Source organism: Cupriavidus basilensis OR16, from assembly GCF_000243095.1.
Taxonomy (GTDB): Bacteria; Pseudomonadota; Gammaproteobacteria; order Burkholderiales; family Burkholderiaceae; genus Cupriavidus; species Cupriavidus basilensis_D.
The window spans coordinates 18,825-34,249 of sequence record NZ_AHJE01000069.1; the positions used below are offsets into that span (position 1 = coordinate 18,825).

A 15,425-nucleotide genomic window follows, 5' to 3' on the forward strand; every position below is an offset into this window, starting at 1 on the left:
CCTTGTCGAAGGGGGTTTCCCGCGTTGCAGCAGAGGCAGCAAGGCAGACAAAGGCGGCCGCGCCGCGCACAAGCTCACGCGCCATCACGCGCGGCGGGCGGCCCACAGGGAAATAGCGCCTCAAAGATCACTTAATCCGATATCCGGCGACCGCTCAGCGCTCCGGCCAGGGCGCCGCATCCACCACCGGGAAGCTGCCGCTGAACTGGTCCAGCAGGCCCATGAAGCGCGGCAGCAGCGCGACATCGCCGCGCAGCTTGAGCCGGCCATCCGCCATGGCCTCGGCCGCCGTGCCGCGCCGGGTCAGGATGGCGTCCAGTGTGTCGCGGCTGGTCTCGATGACCACGTCCGCCGCGGACAGCGACGCCACCTGCAGGCTGCTCAGCGCGCAATTGGACAGCGTGCTCACCCAATGCTCGCCGCTGTCGGTGAACTGCCAGCCGATCTGGCACGCCAAGCCTTGCGCGCGCTCGCCGTGGATGCGCACCGCCAGCGCGTCGAACAGCAGTTCATTGCCCATCGCACCCATCAGGGCGTTGGCCGGCGGACCCTGCGGATTGACCTGCGGCGGCCCTTCGCGATACTCGCGCGCGGCCAGCAGGTAGGCGTTGCGCCATGTTGCCGACTCGGCCTGGAAGCCCATCTGCTCCAGCGCGCGGGCCGCCAGCTCGCGCGCCTCGGCATGCGCGGGATGCGCGTAGACCGCGTGCTTGAGCACCTCCGCCACCCAGCGGAACTCGCCGCGCTCGTAGTCGGCGCGGGCCTTGGCCATCACCGCGTCGATACCGCCCATGTATTCCAGGTGCTTGCGCGCGGCGGCCACCGGGGGCAACGCATGCAGGTTGGCCGGATGTGCGTCGTACCAGCTCAGGTAGTGCTGCACGATCGCCTTGACGTTGTGCGACACGGTGCCGTAGTAGCCGCGCGTGTGCCAGCGCCTGGCCAGTGACTCCGGCAGTTGCAGCCCTTCGGCGATCTCGCTGGCCTTCAGGCCATGGCTCATCAGCCGCACGGTCTGGTCGTGCAGCACGCGGTACAGGTCGCGCTGCTCGGACAGGAAACGCCGGGCGGGCTCTGCGCCCCAGGTCGGCCAGTGATGCTGGGCCAGCACCACCACGGTACGCGGGCCGTAGCGGTGCAGCGCGCGGTGCAGGTACTTGGACCATGCCAGCGAGTCGCGCACCTTGGCGCCGCGCAACGGGCAAAGATTGTGCAGGTTGTGGGTGGCGTTCTCGGCCAGGTTGAGCGCGCCCTCGGACGGGATGAAGAGGTGCATCTCGGAAGGCGCCTCGGTCTCGGGCGTCAACTGGAACTCGATCTCCAGCCCGTCGATCACGTGGATCTCGTGTTCCGCCTCGATCGACAGCGTTGGCGCGATCAGCGTGGAGCGCCCCATCGGCAGCGTCTTGCCCAGGCCGGCATCCACCTGCGCCGCCGGCCCCTTGGCCAGCGTATGGCCAAACTGGAACTGCGCGCGGCGCGCCATCGCCACGCCGCCGATCACGTTCTCGGCAATGGCATGGTGCATGAAGCCGGAGGGCGCGATCACCTGGACCCGCCCTGCCCGCACGTCGGCCTCGTCCACCAGCCCTGCCACGCCGCCAAAGTGGTCGGCATGGCTGTGACTGTAGATCACGGTGTGCAGCGTGCGGTTGCCGCGATGTTGCCGGTACAGGGCCAGCGCCGCTGCCGCGGTCTCCGGACAGGTCAGCGCGTCCAGCGCGATCACGCCGGTGTCGCCCTCGATGAAGGTGATATTGGCGATGTCGAACCCGCGCACCTGGAAGATGCGCGGCGTCACCTGGAACAGCCCGTGGATGCGGTTCAGGCGCGCCTGCCGCCACAAGCTGGGGTTGACTGTGTCCGGCGCCTCGGCGGCATCGAGGAAGCCGTAGGCCTCCAGGTTCCACACGCCGTGGCCGTTGGCGCGCGCCACCTTGGCATTGGGGATGGTGCCGATGAAGCCGCGCTGCGCGTCCTCCCAGTCCTGCTCGTCGTGCTCCGGCAGCTCGCGCGCCAGCAGCCGATGAAAGTCAGCCGTGGCCGCGTGGGCACAGCTAGCGTTGTCCGTCATGGCGTCTCCTTGGTGACGGCCGCCAGCGTGGCAGCCGCTTCTCGATGCGGGCCATGTCCTTGGTCACCATCCGTCCGATTCTTGTCTCGCCTGTACACCGACAATGTTGATACAGGAGAGAGAGCGCCGCCAGCAACTCAATGTGCAAGGCGGGCGCATCGCGCTTCAGCGCGCCGGGACCGGTCGGTACGGCATGGAGCAGCAGGCCGTGCCGCAATGGATGGGCGAATGCAAGCCGCTTGCGGCGCGCGAAACCTGAACATGAATTCGGATTTCATTCTTGGCCGCGTCGTGCGTTCACGTTATCGGTAAAAACCCTCGCCGTGGCAGCGCTTGCCTCAGGTACGCTCAGGTGCGGAGCTGCCGGGCAGCCCGGTGGATGGCCGCGCGGATCCGCGGGTAGGTGCCGCAGCGGCAGACGATGTGCTCCATCGCCTTGTCGATGTCCGCGTCGCTGGGCGTCGGGGTGCTTTTCAGGAGCGCGCTGGCGGTCATGAGTTGCGCGCTCTGGCAGTAGCCGCACTGCACCACGTCCAGATCGATCCAGGCGGCCTTCAGGGCTTGCGCCTGCGGGCCGCGCAGGCCTTCGATGGTCACGATCCGGATATTGGCCAGCGTGGACACCGGGTTCATGCAGGCGACCTGCGGCGCGCCGTTCAGCTGCACCGTGCAGGCGCGGCAAACGCCGATGCCGCAGCCATACTTGGTGCCGGTCAACCCCAGCTCGCACCGGAGTACCCACAGCAGCGGGGTGTCCGGATCGGACTGCACGGTCACTGTCTTGCCGTTGATGTTCAGGGGCTCCATGTCTTTCTCCCGGGCTCAGGCCAGTTTCAAGGGCAACGCGCGCAGGCGCTGCCCCGTCAGCGCAAACACGGCATTGGCCACCGCCGGCGCAATCGGTGGCGTGCCCGGCTCGCCCACCCCCTGGGGATGCTGCCGGCTTGGCATGATGTAGGTTTCGATCGCCGGGCAGTTGTTCATGAAGATGACGGGAAAATCGCCGAACGTTTTCTGTTGCACCTGGCCGTCGACGATCGTGATCTCCTCGAACAGCGCGGCCGACAGGCCGAAGACGATCGCGCTCTCCATCTGCTGGCGGATCAGGTTCGGGTTCACCGGCATCCCGCAATCGATCGCGCAGACCACCCGGTGCACGCGCACGGCCTTGTCCGGCCCCAGCGATACCTCCGCCACCTGCGCGACGATGCTGCCGTATGCCTGCGGTCGCCCCCAGCGGTTTGCCCCAGCCGGCCTTCGCCGCGGCCATGCGCAAGACGGCCAGATGGCGCGGATGCCTGGCAAGCAGGCTGGCACGGAAGGCAACGGGATCCTTGCCTGCCGCTGCCGCCAGCTCATCGATGAAGCTCTCGGTGAAAAATGCCTGGTGCGAGTGGCCGACCGAGCGCCAGAAGCCCACCGGCACCGGCAGGTCGACAATCACGTGCCCGACGCGCGCATTCGGCCATTCGTAGGGCCCGTCGAACGCGCCTTCGTCGTGGTCTTGTCGATGCCCAGGCCAGGCAGGCCAAGCAAGCGCGCCAGCATGGCCGGCACGATCGCCTGGCTGGCCGACGTGTTGTGCCAGGCCACCAGGTTGCCCGCGCCATCGAGCCCCGCCTTGAAACGCGAGAGGCAGGCCGGCCGGTAGAAGTCGTGCGTGGTGTCCTGGATGCGCGACCAGATCGTCTGCACCGGCCGGCCACCGCCCGCGCGCGCGATCGCGCCGCCTGGGAGATGAAGTCCACCTCCAGCCGCCGCCCGAACGCGCCACCGATCAGCTGCGGCTGCACCTCAACCTTGCCGGCATCGATCCCGAGGACCTTCGCGACCGCCCGGCGCGCCAGGCCAGGCAACTGCGTCGAGACCCAGACCCTGGCCGCGCCGTCGCGCACCTGCACCGTGCAGTTGATCGGCTCCACCGCCCCATGCGCGAGGTAGGGCACGCTGTACTCGGCGCTGACGGGCCTGGCGGCGGACTTCAATGCCGCCTCGACATCGCCGTGCCGGTAATAGGCGTGGCCGTCGGAGGCATCCAGGGCCTGCGCGAGACGACGGCTCACCTGCGCGCTGGACAACGAGGCGGCGGGACCAGGGTTCCACACGATCTTGACCGCATCCAGCGCCTTCATGGCCCGGTACGCGTTGTCGGCGATCACCGCCACCCCGCCGGTGCCGCCGTTGTAGGCATCGACCGCGAACACCTTGACGATGCCCGGCATCGCGGCGGCAACCGCGCCGTCGAAGCTCGCCACCGTGCCGCCCAGCGTCGGGCACATCGTCACGCTGGCGTACAGCAGGCCCTCGGGCAGCACGTCGATGCCGAACCGCGCCGTGCCATCGAGCTTGGACGCGGCCTCGATGCGGTGTATGTCCTTGCCGATCAGCTTGAATTCGGATGGCCTTTTCAGCGCCACCTTTGCCGGCAGCGGGAGCTTCCCGGCCTCGGCCGCCAGTTCGCCGAAGGTGGCTGTCTTCCCGGAGGGATGCAGTACCTGGCCGTCCTGCGCGCGGCACTCGCCGGCTGGCACGCTCCACCGCGCAGCCGCCGCGCCGATCAACATCGCGCGGGCGGATGCGCCGGCCTCGCGCATCGGGTCCCACAGGTCATTGAGGCTCGACGAGCCGCCTGTCACCATCTCGCCGATCTCGCGCATGAGCTTGCGGGTCAGCCAGGCTGCCAGATGCCTGGCCACGCCGTCGTCGTCGTCGCGCAACGGGAGATCCCCGACGACGACTTCCAGGTTGTTGTAGATCTTGTCCACGGGTGCGTGCTCGACTTTCACCTGCGCCCAGCTGGCATCCAGCTCGTCAGCCAGCACCATGGCCAGGCCAGTGTGCACGCCCTGCCCCATCTCGGAGCGGCACATCATGATGGTGACGGTGTTGTCCGCTGCCACCTTGACCCAGCCATTGAGCGCCACCTGCGTGCCGACCGTAGGCAAGGGCTGCGACGTGGTCAGGCGCTGCCGTGGCGGCAGCGCCGACCAGCCGATCAGCAATGCGCCGGCGGCCCCGATGCTGCCAACCAGGAACGTTCTGCGTTTCATCAGAACTCGAGGCAGAAGTCGATCAGGCGATGCCTGTCCCAATACACCTTGCCCAGGTACACGTTCGGCGCGATGCAGCGGATCTCGTCACGGACCCAGTGGGCCACGAGCGAGGTGGCGGAATAATCCAGGACGATGCATTGCTTCTGGTCGAGCCAGCTCTCGCCCTTGTACACCTTTGCCAGGATAGCCTCGAGCCCGAAGATGGAGATGCGGTTCTTGAGCACGCCACGCTTGGCGTCGAAGACCTTTCCCTGCCAGGCAAAGAAGTTGATCATCTTGGCAATGCTCTCGCTGAACACGGTGCCGGGCGCGATGATCGCAGTGCCGGTGGCCTCGCCATCCGGAATTTCGCCGGGCGGGCTGTTGCGGAACAATTCGTCAAGCTGCTCCTGGCTCAGCGCCAGCAATGTGCGTACGTCGTATGCCATGTTTGCACCTCCAGTGTCGGGTGTCTGGCGCCTGCCTATGCCGCCGCCGTGGCTTTGGCTGCCGCGATGGCTTGCGATTTCGCCGCGGCCTTGGCTTCGCCCAGCAGCACATCGGCCGCCTTCTCGGCGATCATGTAGATGGCACTGGCCAGGAAGAAGCCGGGAATCCTCGGGAACACGGAGGCGTCGACAACCCGCAGCCCGTGCGTGCCATGCACGGAAAAATCGCTGCCCAGCACACCGCCCGCCGCGCGCGCGCCGATGGCGCAACTGCACGATGCGTGGTGCCCCCAGGCGTTGTCGCGCACATAGCCGGCCAGCTCATCGTCGCTGCGCAGGCGCGCGCCAGGAAGCTGCTCCTGCGCGATCACGCCCCGGTCGGCCAGCGGCGCTGCCATCTTGCGCACGAAGCGGATGGCATCGATCACCGCGCGCAGATCCTCGTCCGCCCCCGCCCCGCCCTCTTCGAAATAGTGGAAATTGATCAAGGGCGTATCGAGCGGATTCGCGGAGCGCAGCCGCACCGTGCCCGCGCGGTTCCGTGTGTGTGCCTTGAGAATGGCCCAGGTCAGCGCATCGTCGCTCTGCGCGAAAAGCTTCGAGTACCCCGGGAAATAGCCGGTGAAATGCTCGACCAGCGCCATGCAGAACACATCCGGTACGGGCGCGGACCTGCGCGAGCGCCGTGCCACCGCGATCGCCACGCCGTTGGAGGTGTAGACCCCATGCCGGCGGTCGCGCCAGCTGCAATAGGGCGGATCATCCTTCTTGAAGCGGGCGCCATCTAGAATGCGCCACGGCTGCGCCATCCGGCTTACCACCCCCACCTCGTAGCGATCCTGGAGATTGCGCCCTACCCCAGGCAGGTCCACCTTCACGGCAATGCCGTGCGCGCGAAGGTGCTCGGCCGGGCCGATGCCCGACAGCATCAGCAGCTGCGGCGTATTGAACGCGCCGCCCGCCAGGATCACTTCGCGGCGCGCGTGCACTTCATGGCGCACGCCGGGCGCCGTGCTTGGCGAGACATGGGCCTGGTAGAGGCGCTTGCCTTTCAGGTATTCGACGCCGGTTGCCGTGCCGTGGGCGTCCAGCAGCACGCGCGTGGCCAGCGCGTCCATCTCGATATGCAAACATGAAGGCAGGCGGGTTGCCACTTCGAGCACGCGCTCGCGCGCGCCGATGCGCGCATGCCCGCGCGTGGAGAGCGGCGTGTAGCAAACGCCTTCGAAACTACGCCTTCCCCAGATCCTGGCGTTCGGATCGCCCTGCCAGCGCAGAAAGCTCAGCAACGCGTGCAGGCGCCGCGGCACGCTGCGCGCCGCCAGTTCCATGGAGCCGAGGATCAGGCGCGTGAGCGCATTGTCCGCCAGGGCTTCCAGCACAAACGCGCGCTCGGTGCTGAGCCATCCGTCCCAGCCGTGCGCCGTGGGATCGAAGCCAAGGCGGCGCGCGAGCGCCCACAGCGGACGGTGCCGGCATTGCTCCAGCGTCTTGGCGTACCGGCGCATGCGGGCGGCTTTCCACGAGTGGTCGCCGGTCAGCTCGGCAATGCCGTCCCAGTCCGAGTCGTGCGGGTAGAGGAAGATCATCGCGTTGTGCGCGGTGCAGCCGCCCAGTGTCGCCGCCCGGGGATAGAGCACGCCTTCGTTGCCGCATTTCGGGTCCCGCCGCTGCTGCGCGTCGTCGGCGTAGTGGCGCACAAAGAAATTCCAGCTCATCGCCGGATTCTCGGAAGCGCAGGCGTGAAACGCGGGTACCTCGTAATCCTCCGGCATGCAGGCCGCGCCAGGCTCGCACGCGTCGTTGCCGGCCTCGAGCAGGAATACGCGCATGCCCGCCTCCGCCAGCCGCGCGGCGAGCGTGCCGCCGCCCGCGCCGGAGCCGACAATCACGTAGTCCCACCCTGGTTCGCCTGGAGCAGACATATCCCCGCCACGCCGCCTTCGTCAAAACGTCTTGAGAAAGGCAATCAAGGCCCGTTTGTCGTCATCGCTCAATACCGGCTCCTGCCCGAACGATTGCTCGTCGGCGCTCAGGCCGGCCTGGTTGTTGAACTCCGCCGTGCCGAAGTAGTGGCCGCGGTTCACCACAAAATCCGGGCACTTGCTGAGTTCCAGCATCGGCTTGACCAGGTTGGCGTAGGTCTTGCCCAGATCCGCGTCGGTCGCCCCCTCCGGCACGGAGGCCAGGTCCGATCTCAGCTTGACCGCAAGGCCCACCACCTTGGCCGCGTGCTCGGCCTTGGCGCCGACATCGCTGGTCTCCGAGAGCGGCTGGATATTGGCCAGCAGGTTGACCGGCATCCGCTTGGGCGCCGGCCCGATGGTTACGTCGCCGCCGGCCCCTACCAGCCACGGCGCATAGCGATGCATGAAGCCTTGCAACGGCTTGAGCGCGTCCGGCACGAAGCCCTCCGGCACCGTAATCTGGCTGCGCTCGGTGGTGCGGTCGATGGTGCCCGGCACCTTGGCGCCCAGGATGTCGTCATGCACTCGCTTCTCGGGCCAGAGCAGTTGCTCGATGGACGCATCGAAGACCTTGATGCGGCTGGCGACCGACGGGTCCTCGCTGAACGGCCCAAGCGCGTTATTGAGCAGGAACGGCGCCGTCGACCAGACGCTGATCAGCGAGGGCACGCGGGTATAGCCGCGGCCGCCGGCTGGCATCCGGTATTGCCAGCGCTCGCCCGTGAAGGGGTCGTTGAGGGTGACGGTCCCAACCGAGGGCAGCGTCTTGTACGATTCCGACGAGAAGTTGTCCCAGATATTTCCGCGTAACGCATTGGTCGCGAGCGGGCTGCACACGTTGGCTCGCAGCAGCGTGGCGGGAATGCGCGCATCGGATGACAGATAGTTGCCCTGCAGGAAGTCTGGGGCTTTGACAACCTCGCGCATCTGCGCCTTGAACGCATCCGTCTGCGTCCATTTCCAGTACCGCATGAAGCAGGCAAGATAGTTCGGGCCCGCGCAGTTCTGCAGGTTCAGGCTGGCCGGCGGCGGCGGCGCCTTGCTGGAATGGCAGCGCGCGCACGTCTCGGCGAACACGGCCTTGCCCCGCTCGAGCATCTGCATGCCGGCCGGCGTGGAGGTATCCGCCAGGAAGCCAGCGCCGCCCGGCGCATCGCTCAAGTGGTCAGGCGGGGTCGCCTTCAGCAGGAACAGGGCCATGTTGATCGTGCCGGCTTCCGTCGCCATCCAATAGCTCGAGTTCTTCTGCGCCACGGCCAGCTCGATGGGCGAGATCGGCTTGCCGCCAAGGATGGGGTTGAAGTGCAGCAGCCATTCCTCGCTGAACAGGCCGATATTCAGGTACACCCGGTTCAATGCGCCCAGCACGCCGACCGAGTCGGCGCCGTCCTTGAGGACATGCGGTGTCCATACCGTGTCGGGCGGCGTGTAGAACTGTGTCAGCGCACCGGTCTTGACGAAGTCGTTGAGCTGCCGGTTGTTCAGCTCGCCCCCGGCCAGCTTTTCCTCACCGATGCGCCTGGCCACGCCCATGCGCGCCGTCAGGTCGTAGAGCGCGTTCATGGTGCGAGGGTTGTTGATATTGTCGGTCGACACCAGCGAGGTATCCATGGTGCCCGGGCGGAAGGTATGCACGAGCTGGAACATGAAGTTCTGCCGGCCTTCGGGCGTCGACGCGTTATGGATGAACGTCCACCCACATATACTGCGCGCCCACCGTGGAGCTCAGCTCGGGCCATTGCGGATGCGCGGGATCTCCGGGCGGACGGATCGGGCTCGGGCCCACGTGGCAAAAGCCGCAGGCCATGCCAACGCGATAAGGCCGCACCAGATCGGCGCGGTTGTAGTATTTCGGATCGGTGTAATAGCGTTGCGCATCCCACGCCTTCGCGGCTTTCTCGTCAAAAGCGGGGTTGGGGAACAGCCGCAGGCCGATGATGCCGGTGGGGTATCCGTAGTAGGAGCCGACCGGCAGCTTCTCGCCGCTGGAGAACGTGGTGCCCCGCGCGCCGGTCTTGACCCCGGGATAGGCTTGCTCGTTCTCGAAGGGGTCGGCCGGGCAATCCTTGACCCGCTGATCGAGCCACAGGTTGAAGCGTTTCGGGTCCGGCCCGGTGGGCTTTTCAAAACAGGGCTCGTTGAGCAGGCCCAGGTAGCTCCAGCGGGTGTCGCGGGAATAGCCCTGGCTCGGATGCGAACTGATGGACTTGAGCAGGTCGAACGCGCCGAACGTGAAGTTCGTCATGTCGTCCCAGAACCTGTCGTTGCCACCACTCCACACCAGCCACATATTGCGGCCAGCGATTTCTTCCTGGGTCAGCGCAACGCCACGATCCATATCGTGGAAATAGTCTTCTGACGCATGCCGGAACGTCTGCGCGCCACGGCCGGCCTGCTGCGCCTCGTCAAGGACGTGGCCCGGCTCCGATCTTGAACATCCGCCCGCGGCGATCGCGCCAATCAACGCGCCAACCAATGCGATACCAAGTACGATTGATCTGCTGCGTGGCGTCACTGCGGTCCCTCCCTTGCCCCCCCCGGGATGGACCACATGCTGCACGATGGCCTCGCATCCCAGGGTCTTCATAAACCTAGGAATCACCTGAGGATAAGTCAAGGAAATTGCTGCAACGCGAAGTGTCCGGCTATCTCGCCTGGCAGGCCGGTTCCGCCGGAAAAGGCGGCATCGGGAATCAGGATGTGACGAAAGACTGATCTGTTGGAAATGAAAATGCATAACGCTCGCGCAGCACGCGCAGCGCATGCCGGCGAGCCGAAGCGCCTCGCCTCGCCCGGTGCAGCTCGGCCCTTACGCCTTGCCGTAGCCCCCGCCTCCCGGCGTTTCCACCACGAAGACATCGCCCGCTTCCATCTCGCAACGCCCGACATGGCCGAGCGCCTGCTCGCTGCCATCACCCCGCACCACGTAGTTGCGGCCCATGGCGCCAGGCGCCCCGCCAGCCATGCCGAACGGCGCATGCAAGCGATTATTGGACAGGATCGACGCCGTCATGGGTTCCAGGAAGCGCACCTTGCGGATGCCGCCGTTACCGCCATGCCATCGCCCCGCGCCACCCGAGGCGGGCCGGATCTCATAGCTTTCCAGCCGCACCGGGAAACGCCATTCCAGCACCTCCGGGTCGGTCAGGCGCGAGTTGGTCATATTGGTCTGCACCACGTCGCAACCGTCAAAGCCCGGCCCCGCGCCGCTGCCGCCGGAGATGGTCTCGTAGTACTGGTAGCGCGCATTGCCGAAGGTGAAGTTGTTCATGGTGCCCTGGCTGGCCGCCACCACGCCCAGCGCGCCATAGAGCGCGTTGGTGATGCAGGACGACGTCTCCACGTTGCCGGACACCACCGAGGCCGGATAGCGCGGATTCAACATCGAGCCCTCGGGGATGATCACCTTGATCGGCTTCAGGCAGCCTGCGTTGAGCGGGATATCCTCATTCACGAGCGTGCGGAACACGTAGAGCACGGCGGCCATGCAGACCGCGCGCGGCGCGTTGAAATTGTTGGGCAACTGCGCCGAGGTGCCGGTGAAGTCCACCACGGCTTCGCGCCGTGCCTGGTCCACGGTCACCCGCACCTGAATCCGCGCGCCATTGTCCAGCGGGTAGCAGTAAGCCCCGTCCTTGAGCGCGGTGATGACGCGGCGCACCGCTTCCTCGGCGTTGTCCTGCACGTGGCCCATATAGGCCCGCACCACCGGCAGGCCGAACTGCGCCACCATCTTGCGCAACTCTTCCACGCCCTTGGCGTTAGCCGCCACCTGGGCACGCAGGTCGGCCATGTTCTGGTCGATATTGCGGGCCGGGTAGCGCGCGCCCGCCAGCAGTGCGCGCATGCCGGCATCATCGAGCACGCCGGCCTTCACCAGCGGGAAGTTGTCGATCATCACGCCCTCTTCCTCCACCACGGTGGAGTCCGGCGGCATCGATCCCGGCGTGATGCCGCCGATATCGGCGTGGTGGCCACGCGAGCCGACGTAGAAGAGGATTTCCTCGCAGGCTTCGTCGAAGACCGGCGTGATCACCGTAACGTCCGGCAGGTGCGTGCCACCGTTGTACGGGTCGTTGAGCACGTAGACATCGCCATCGGCCATCTGCCCGGCGTTGCGTGCTATCACGGTCTTGATGCTCTCGCCCATCGAGCCCAGGTGGCATGCCGAGGGCGTCCGCCACCAGACAGGCGTGCTGCCCAGCTGCTTGATCGCGTTGGCCATATTGCCGACCGCGATCTCGATAAAGCCTTCGGCCACCTGCTCGGCGCTGCGTCGGTCGCCGGTAGCTTCCGTTACCGCCTGCGCCAGCGCCTCGAACTTGTCCGCTACCGTGCCATGATCCAGCGTGGCATCGGCGCGCGGCCCGAACACCGCCGGGAAGTGCCGCGGCTGGATCTTGCCGAGCATGACGTTGCAGTCGGTCACCGCCAGCGGGCCACCGCGCCGGTAACTCGCCGGCCCCGGGTTGGCGCCCGCCGAATCCGGGCCGACACGGAAGCGGCTGCCGTCAAAATGCAGGATGGAGCCGCCGCCCGCGGCCACCGTATGGATGCTCATCATCGGCGCGCGCATGCGCACGCCCGCCACGCTGGTCTCGAACACGCGCTCGAAATCATTGGGATGGTTGCCGTTGAAGTGCGAGACATCGGTGGAGGTGCCACCCATGTCGAAGCCAATGATGCGCCCGAAGCCCGCGCTACGCGACGAGCGCACCATGCCGACGATGCCGCCAGCCGGGCCGGACAGGATGGCGTCCTTGCCCTGGAAGCGGTGCGCGTCGGTCAGGCCGCCGCTGCTTTGCATGAACTGCAGCCGCACGCCCGGCATCTGCTGCTCCACTTGTTCGACATAGCGGCGCAAGATCGGCGACAGGTAGGCGTCCACCACCGTGGTATCGCCGCGCGACACCAGCTTCATCAGCGGCGACACCTGGTGCGAGACGGAGATCTGCGTAAAACCGGTTTCGCGCGCGACGCGCGCGGCGGCCTGCTCGTGCGCCGCCTGGCGGTAGCCGTGCAGGAACACGATGGCGATGGCGCGGATGCCGCTGTCGAACACGCGCTGCATGTCGGCGCGCAGCGCGTGCGCGTCGAGCGGCATCACCGTGCCGCCCTGGGCATCCAGGCGCTCGCCCACTTCCACCACTTCGCGGTAAAGCAGTTCCGGCAGCACGATATTCAGGTCGAACAGGCGCGGGCGGTTCTGGTATGCGATGCGCAGCGCGTCGCGAAAGCCGCGCGTGATGAACAGCGCCACCGGCTCGCCCTTGCGCTCCAGCAAGGCATTGGTCGCGACCGTGGTGCCCATCTTCACCACTTCCACCTGTGCCGGCGTGACCGGCTCGCCCGGCGCCAGCCCCAGCAGGTGGCGGATGCCGGCCACGGCCGCATCGTTGTACTGCTCCGGGTTCTCGGACAGCAGCTTGTGCGTGACTATCGTGCCATCCGGCTGGAACCCCACCACATCGGTAAAGGTGCCGCCGCGATCGATCCAGAATTGCCAGCGGCGACGGTCCGAGACAACGGCAGCGGAAGATGGCAGCGACAGCGACATAAGGGAACTTCCTTGTAGGGCGTGATGGAAATGTCGGGAAAGCCGCGGGCGGTCATGCGGCAGCGCGGCCGGGGTATAGGCCGGCCGCGCGCGGGATCGTGGCTGCGGCTACAGGGACGTCGCCGAGCGTGCGGCCTGCTCGTACAAGCCAGTCAGCACACGCAGCAGTCGTGCCAGCTCGCCGATCTCCACGTTCTCGGCGCTGCCGGCGGAAAAATTGCTGGTCAGGCATTGCTCGCGGATTTCGCGGTAGCGGGCGCAGGCCTCGGTACCGGCGGGCGTGGTGATGTAGGTGGCTTCCTTGCCGACGCGCTCGCCCTCCACCAGCGCCAGGCCCTGCAGCTTCTTGAGTGCGTAGGTGACCAGGTGGGTGTCTTCGACATTGAGCACGAAACAGATGTCGGCAAGCCGCTTGGGACGCGCGCGGTGGTTGACGTGGTGCAGCACCAGCACGTCCAGGAAGGTCAGGTCGCGTACGCCGGATGCGCCCATGCAGCGCACCACCCAGCGGCTGTATGCGTTGTAGGCCGTGTTCAGGCCGAACTCGAATTCGGAGAGCTCCGGGCTGCGCTCGGACACCAGGTGCGAAGACGAAACGATATTGGGGCCGGACGGGCGCGCCAGCGCGCTGGCTGCGGATCTGGCGGGGCCAGCGGCGCCCTCGGCGTGATCGGCTACTGGCTCGGCTACTGGCTCGGTTGCTGGCTCGGTTGCTGGCTCGGTTGCAGGCTTACGTGCCATGTCTTCAGTCCTTTCATGGGTTGGTGCGGTACGACAAGGATGACTAGGTGTATCCCCGATGGCCCGGCCACCATATTTGGCTTGACAGTTTATTAACAAATTATGAGGATAAACACAAAATAAATCCAAGCAAAACATCGGGGATGTCATCGTGGATTCTGCACGAAAAAAGGGCGGGAAACGCAGGTTGCGCACTATCGCGGGGACGCGGGCGTGCCCCGCCATGGACTGGTTGCGCGGCGCGGGCCCACTGGATAGACTCGACCGGACCCCCTCCTGAGCGCGACTGATCGCGAGCCCCATGCCCACGGATATCCATACATTACAGACAGAACTTCGCGATGGCGCGATCTCCCGCGCCGACGTGATCGCCCAGGCTGCGCAGCACGCGCACCAGCCGGCCGCGGACGCCGTGTTCCTGCACACCACCTTCGACGCCGCCGCACAGGTCGCCAAGGCGGCCGACGCGGCCAGCCGCGCGGGCAAGCCGCTGCATCCGCTGGCTGGCCTGCCGGTCTCGGTCAAGGACCTGTTCAACATCGCCGGCGAAGCCTCGCGCGCCGGCTCGCCAGTGCGCAGCGATGCGCTGGCGGCCACAGCCGATGCGACCGTGGTGCGCCGGTTGCGCGAGAGCGGCGCGGCGCTGGTCGGGCGCACCAACATGACCGAGTTCGCCTTCTCGGGCGTGGGCATCAACCCGCATTTCGGCACGCCGGTGAACCCAGCGGACAAACAGGTCGCGCGCATCCCCGGCGGCTCGTCGTCGGGCGCCGCGGTGTCCGTGGCGCTGGGCCTGGCGGTGGCCGGACTGGGCAGCGACACCGGCGGCTCCATCCGCATCCCCGCCGCCCTGTGCGGACTGACCGGCTTCAAGCCGACCGCCCGGCGCGTGCCGCTGGACGGCGCCTTCCCGCTCTCCTACACCCTGGATACCGCCTGCGCCATGGCTCAAGGCCGCCGCCGGCATCCGCCTGGCCATCCCGCGCCAGGTTTTGCTCGATGACCTCGATGACACGGTGGCGCGCGCGTTCGACCGCGCGCTTGGCCGGCTCTCCGCGGCCGGCGTGCAGATCGAGCACATCGACCTGCCGGAGCTGACCGAGCTGGCCACCATCAACGCCGGCGGCGGCTCCACCACCGCGCAAGCGCATGCCATCCACCGTCACGTGCTGGCTACCCGGCGCGAGCAATACGACCCGCGCGTGGCCTCGCGCATCGATCGCGGCGCCGCCATGAGCGCGGCCGACTACGTAGACCTGATGCGCGCCCGCCTCGACTGGATCGCGCGGGTAGCGGCGCGCATCGAAGGCTTCGACGCCGTGGCCTGCCCCACCGTGCCGATGGTGGCGCCGCCAATGCCCCCCTGGTGGCGGACGACGCGCTGTTCTTCCGCACCAACGCCCTGCTGCTGCGCAATACCTCGGCGTTCAACTTCCTCGATGGCTGCTCCATCTCGCTGCCCTGCCACCAGCCGGACGAGTTGCCGGTGGGCCTGATGCTCTCGCACGGTGCGCTGCGCGACGCGCAGCTGCTGGGCACGGCTATTGCTTTGGAATCCATCATCAAGCCGGCCGCCTGAGGCGCCGGAGCCAGACTGCCGTACCC

Annotated in this window: 8 protein-coding genes and 2 pseudogenes; 1 reads left to right on the forward strand and 9 read right to left on the reverse strand. The window is 67.0% G+C overall.

Features of this window, described 5'->3' with window-relative positions:
* Positions 1 to 154: 154 nt before the first annotated feature.
* The 9 genes and pseudogenes from OR16_RS24525 to OR16_RS24560 form a co-directional block, all read right to left on the reverse strand.
* The gene (locus OR16_RS24525; RefSeq protein WP_006160826.1) at positions 155 to 2,074 is read right to left on the reverse strand and encodes an alkyl/aryl-sulfatase; all 1,920 of its coding nucleotides are present in this window, start codon (positions 2,072 to 2,074) and stop codon (positions 155 to 157) included.
* A 348-nt stretch (positions 2,075 to 2,422) separates the two neighbouring features.
* A complete protein-coding gene (locus tag OR16_RS24530) occupies positions 2,423 to 2,881 on the reverse strand; it encodes a (2Fe-2S)-binding protein (protein WP_006160828.1) in 459 nt (152 codons plus the stop codon).
* A gap of 15 nt (positions 2,882 to 2,896) precedes the next feature.
* Positions 2,897 to 5,127, reverse strand: a pseudogene (locus OR16_RS24535) (molybdopterin cofactor-binding domain-containing protein).
* The gene (locus OR16_RS24540; protein ID WP_006160829.1) at positions 5,124 to 5,555 is read right to left on the reverse strand and encodes a hypothetical protein; all 432 of its coding nucleotides are present in this window, start codon (positions 5,553 to 5,555) and stop codon (positions 5,124 to 5,126) included. Before OR16_RS24540 ends, OR16_RS24535 begins: the two are co-directional and overlap by 4 nt.
* Before the next feature lie 35 nt (positions 5,556 to 5,590).
* A complete protein-coding gene (locus tag OR16_RS24545) occupies positions 5,591 to 7,480 on the reverse strand; it encodes a GMC family oxidoreductase (RefSeq protein WP_043420914.1) in 1,890 nt (629 codons plus the stop codon).
* Positions 7,481 to 7,501: 21 nt separating this feature from the next.
* Positions 7,502 to 9,169, reverse strand: a complete 1,668-nt coding sequence (locus OR16_RS24550) for a hypothetical protein (RefSeq protein WP_202801101.1) — start codon at positions 9,167 to 9,169, stop codon at positions 7,502 to 7,504.
* A 31-nt stretch (positions 9,170 to 9,200) separates the two neighbouring features.
* A complete protein-coding gene (locus OR16_RS44915) occupies positions 9,201 to 10,109 on the reverse strand; it encodes a hypothetical protein (RefSeq protein ID WP_202801102.1) in 909 nt (302 codons plus the stop codon).
* 222 nt (positions 10,110 to 10,331) lie between these two features.
* Positions 10,332 to 13,079, reverse strand: coding sequence for a hydantoinase B/oxoprolinase family protein (locus tag OR16_RS24555; protein ID WP_006160832.1), 2,748 nt, complete (start codon positions 13,077 to 13,079; stop codon positions 10,332 to 10,334).
* Positions 13,080 to 13,187: 108 nt separating this feature from the next.
* Positions 13,188 to 13,820 (reverse strand): winged helix DNA-binding protein, encoded by a 633-nt coding sequence (locus OR16_RS24560; protein WP_006160833.1) that lies wholly within the window; start codon positions 13,818 to 13,820, stop codon positions 13,188 to 13,190.
* 301 nt (positions 13,821 to 14,121) lie between these two features.
* On the opposite strand from OR16_RS24560, the pseudogene OR16_RS24565 reads away from it, so the two are divergent.
* A pseudogene (locus tag OR16_RS24565) lies at positions 14,122 to 15,399 on the forward strand (amidase family protein).
* Positions 15,400 to 15,425: the final 26 nt, after the last annotated feature.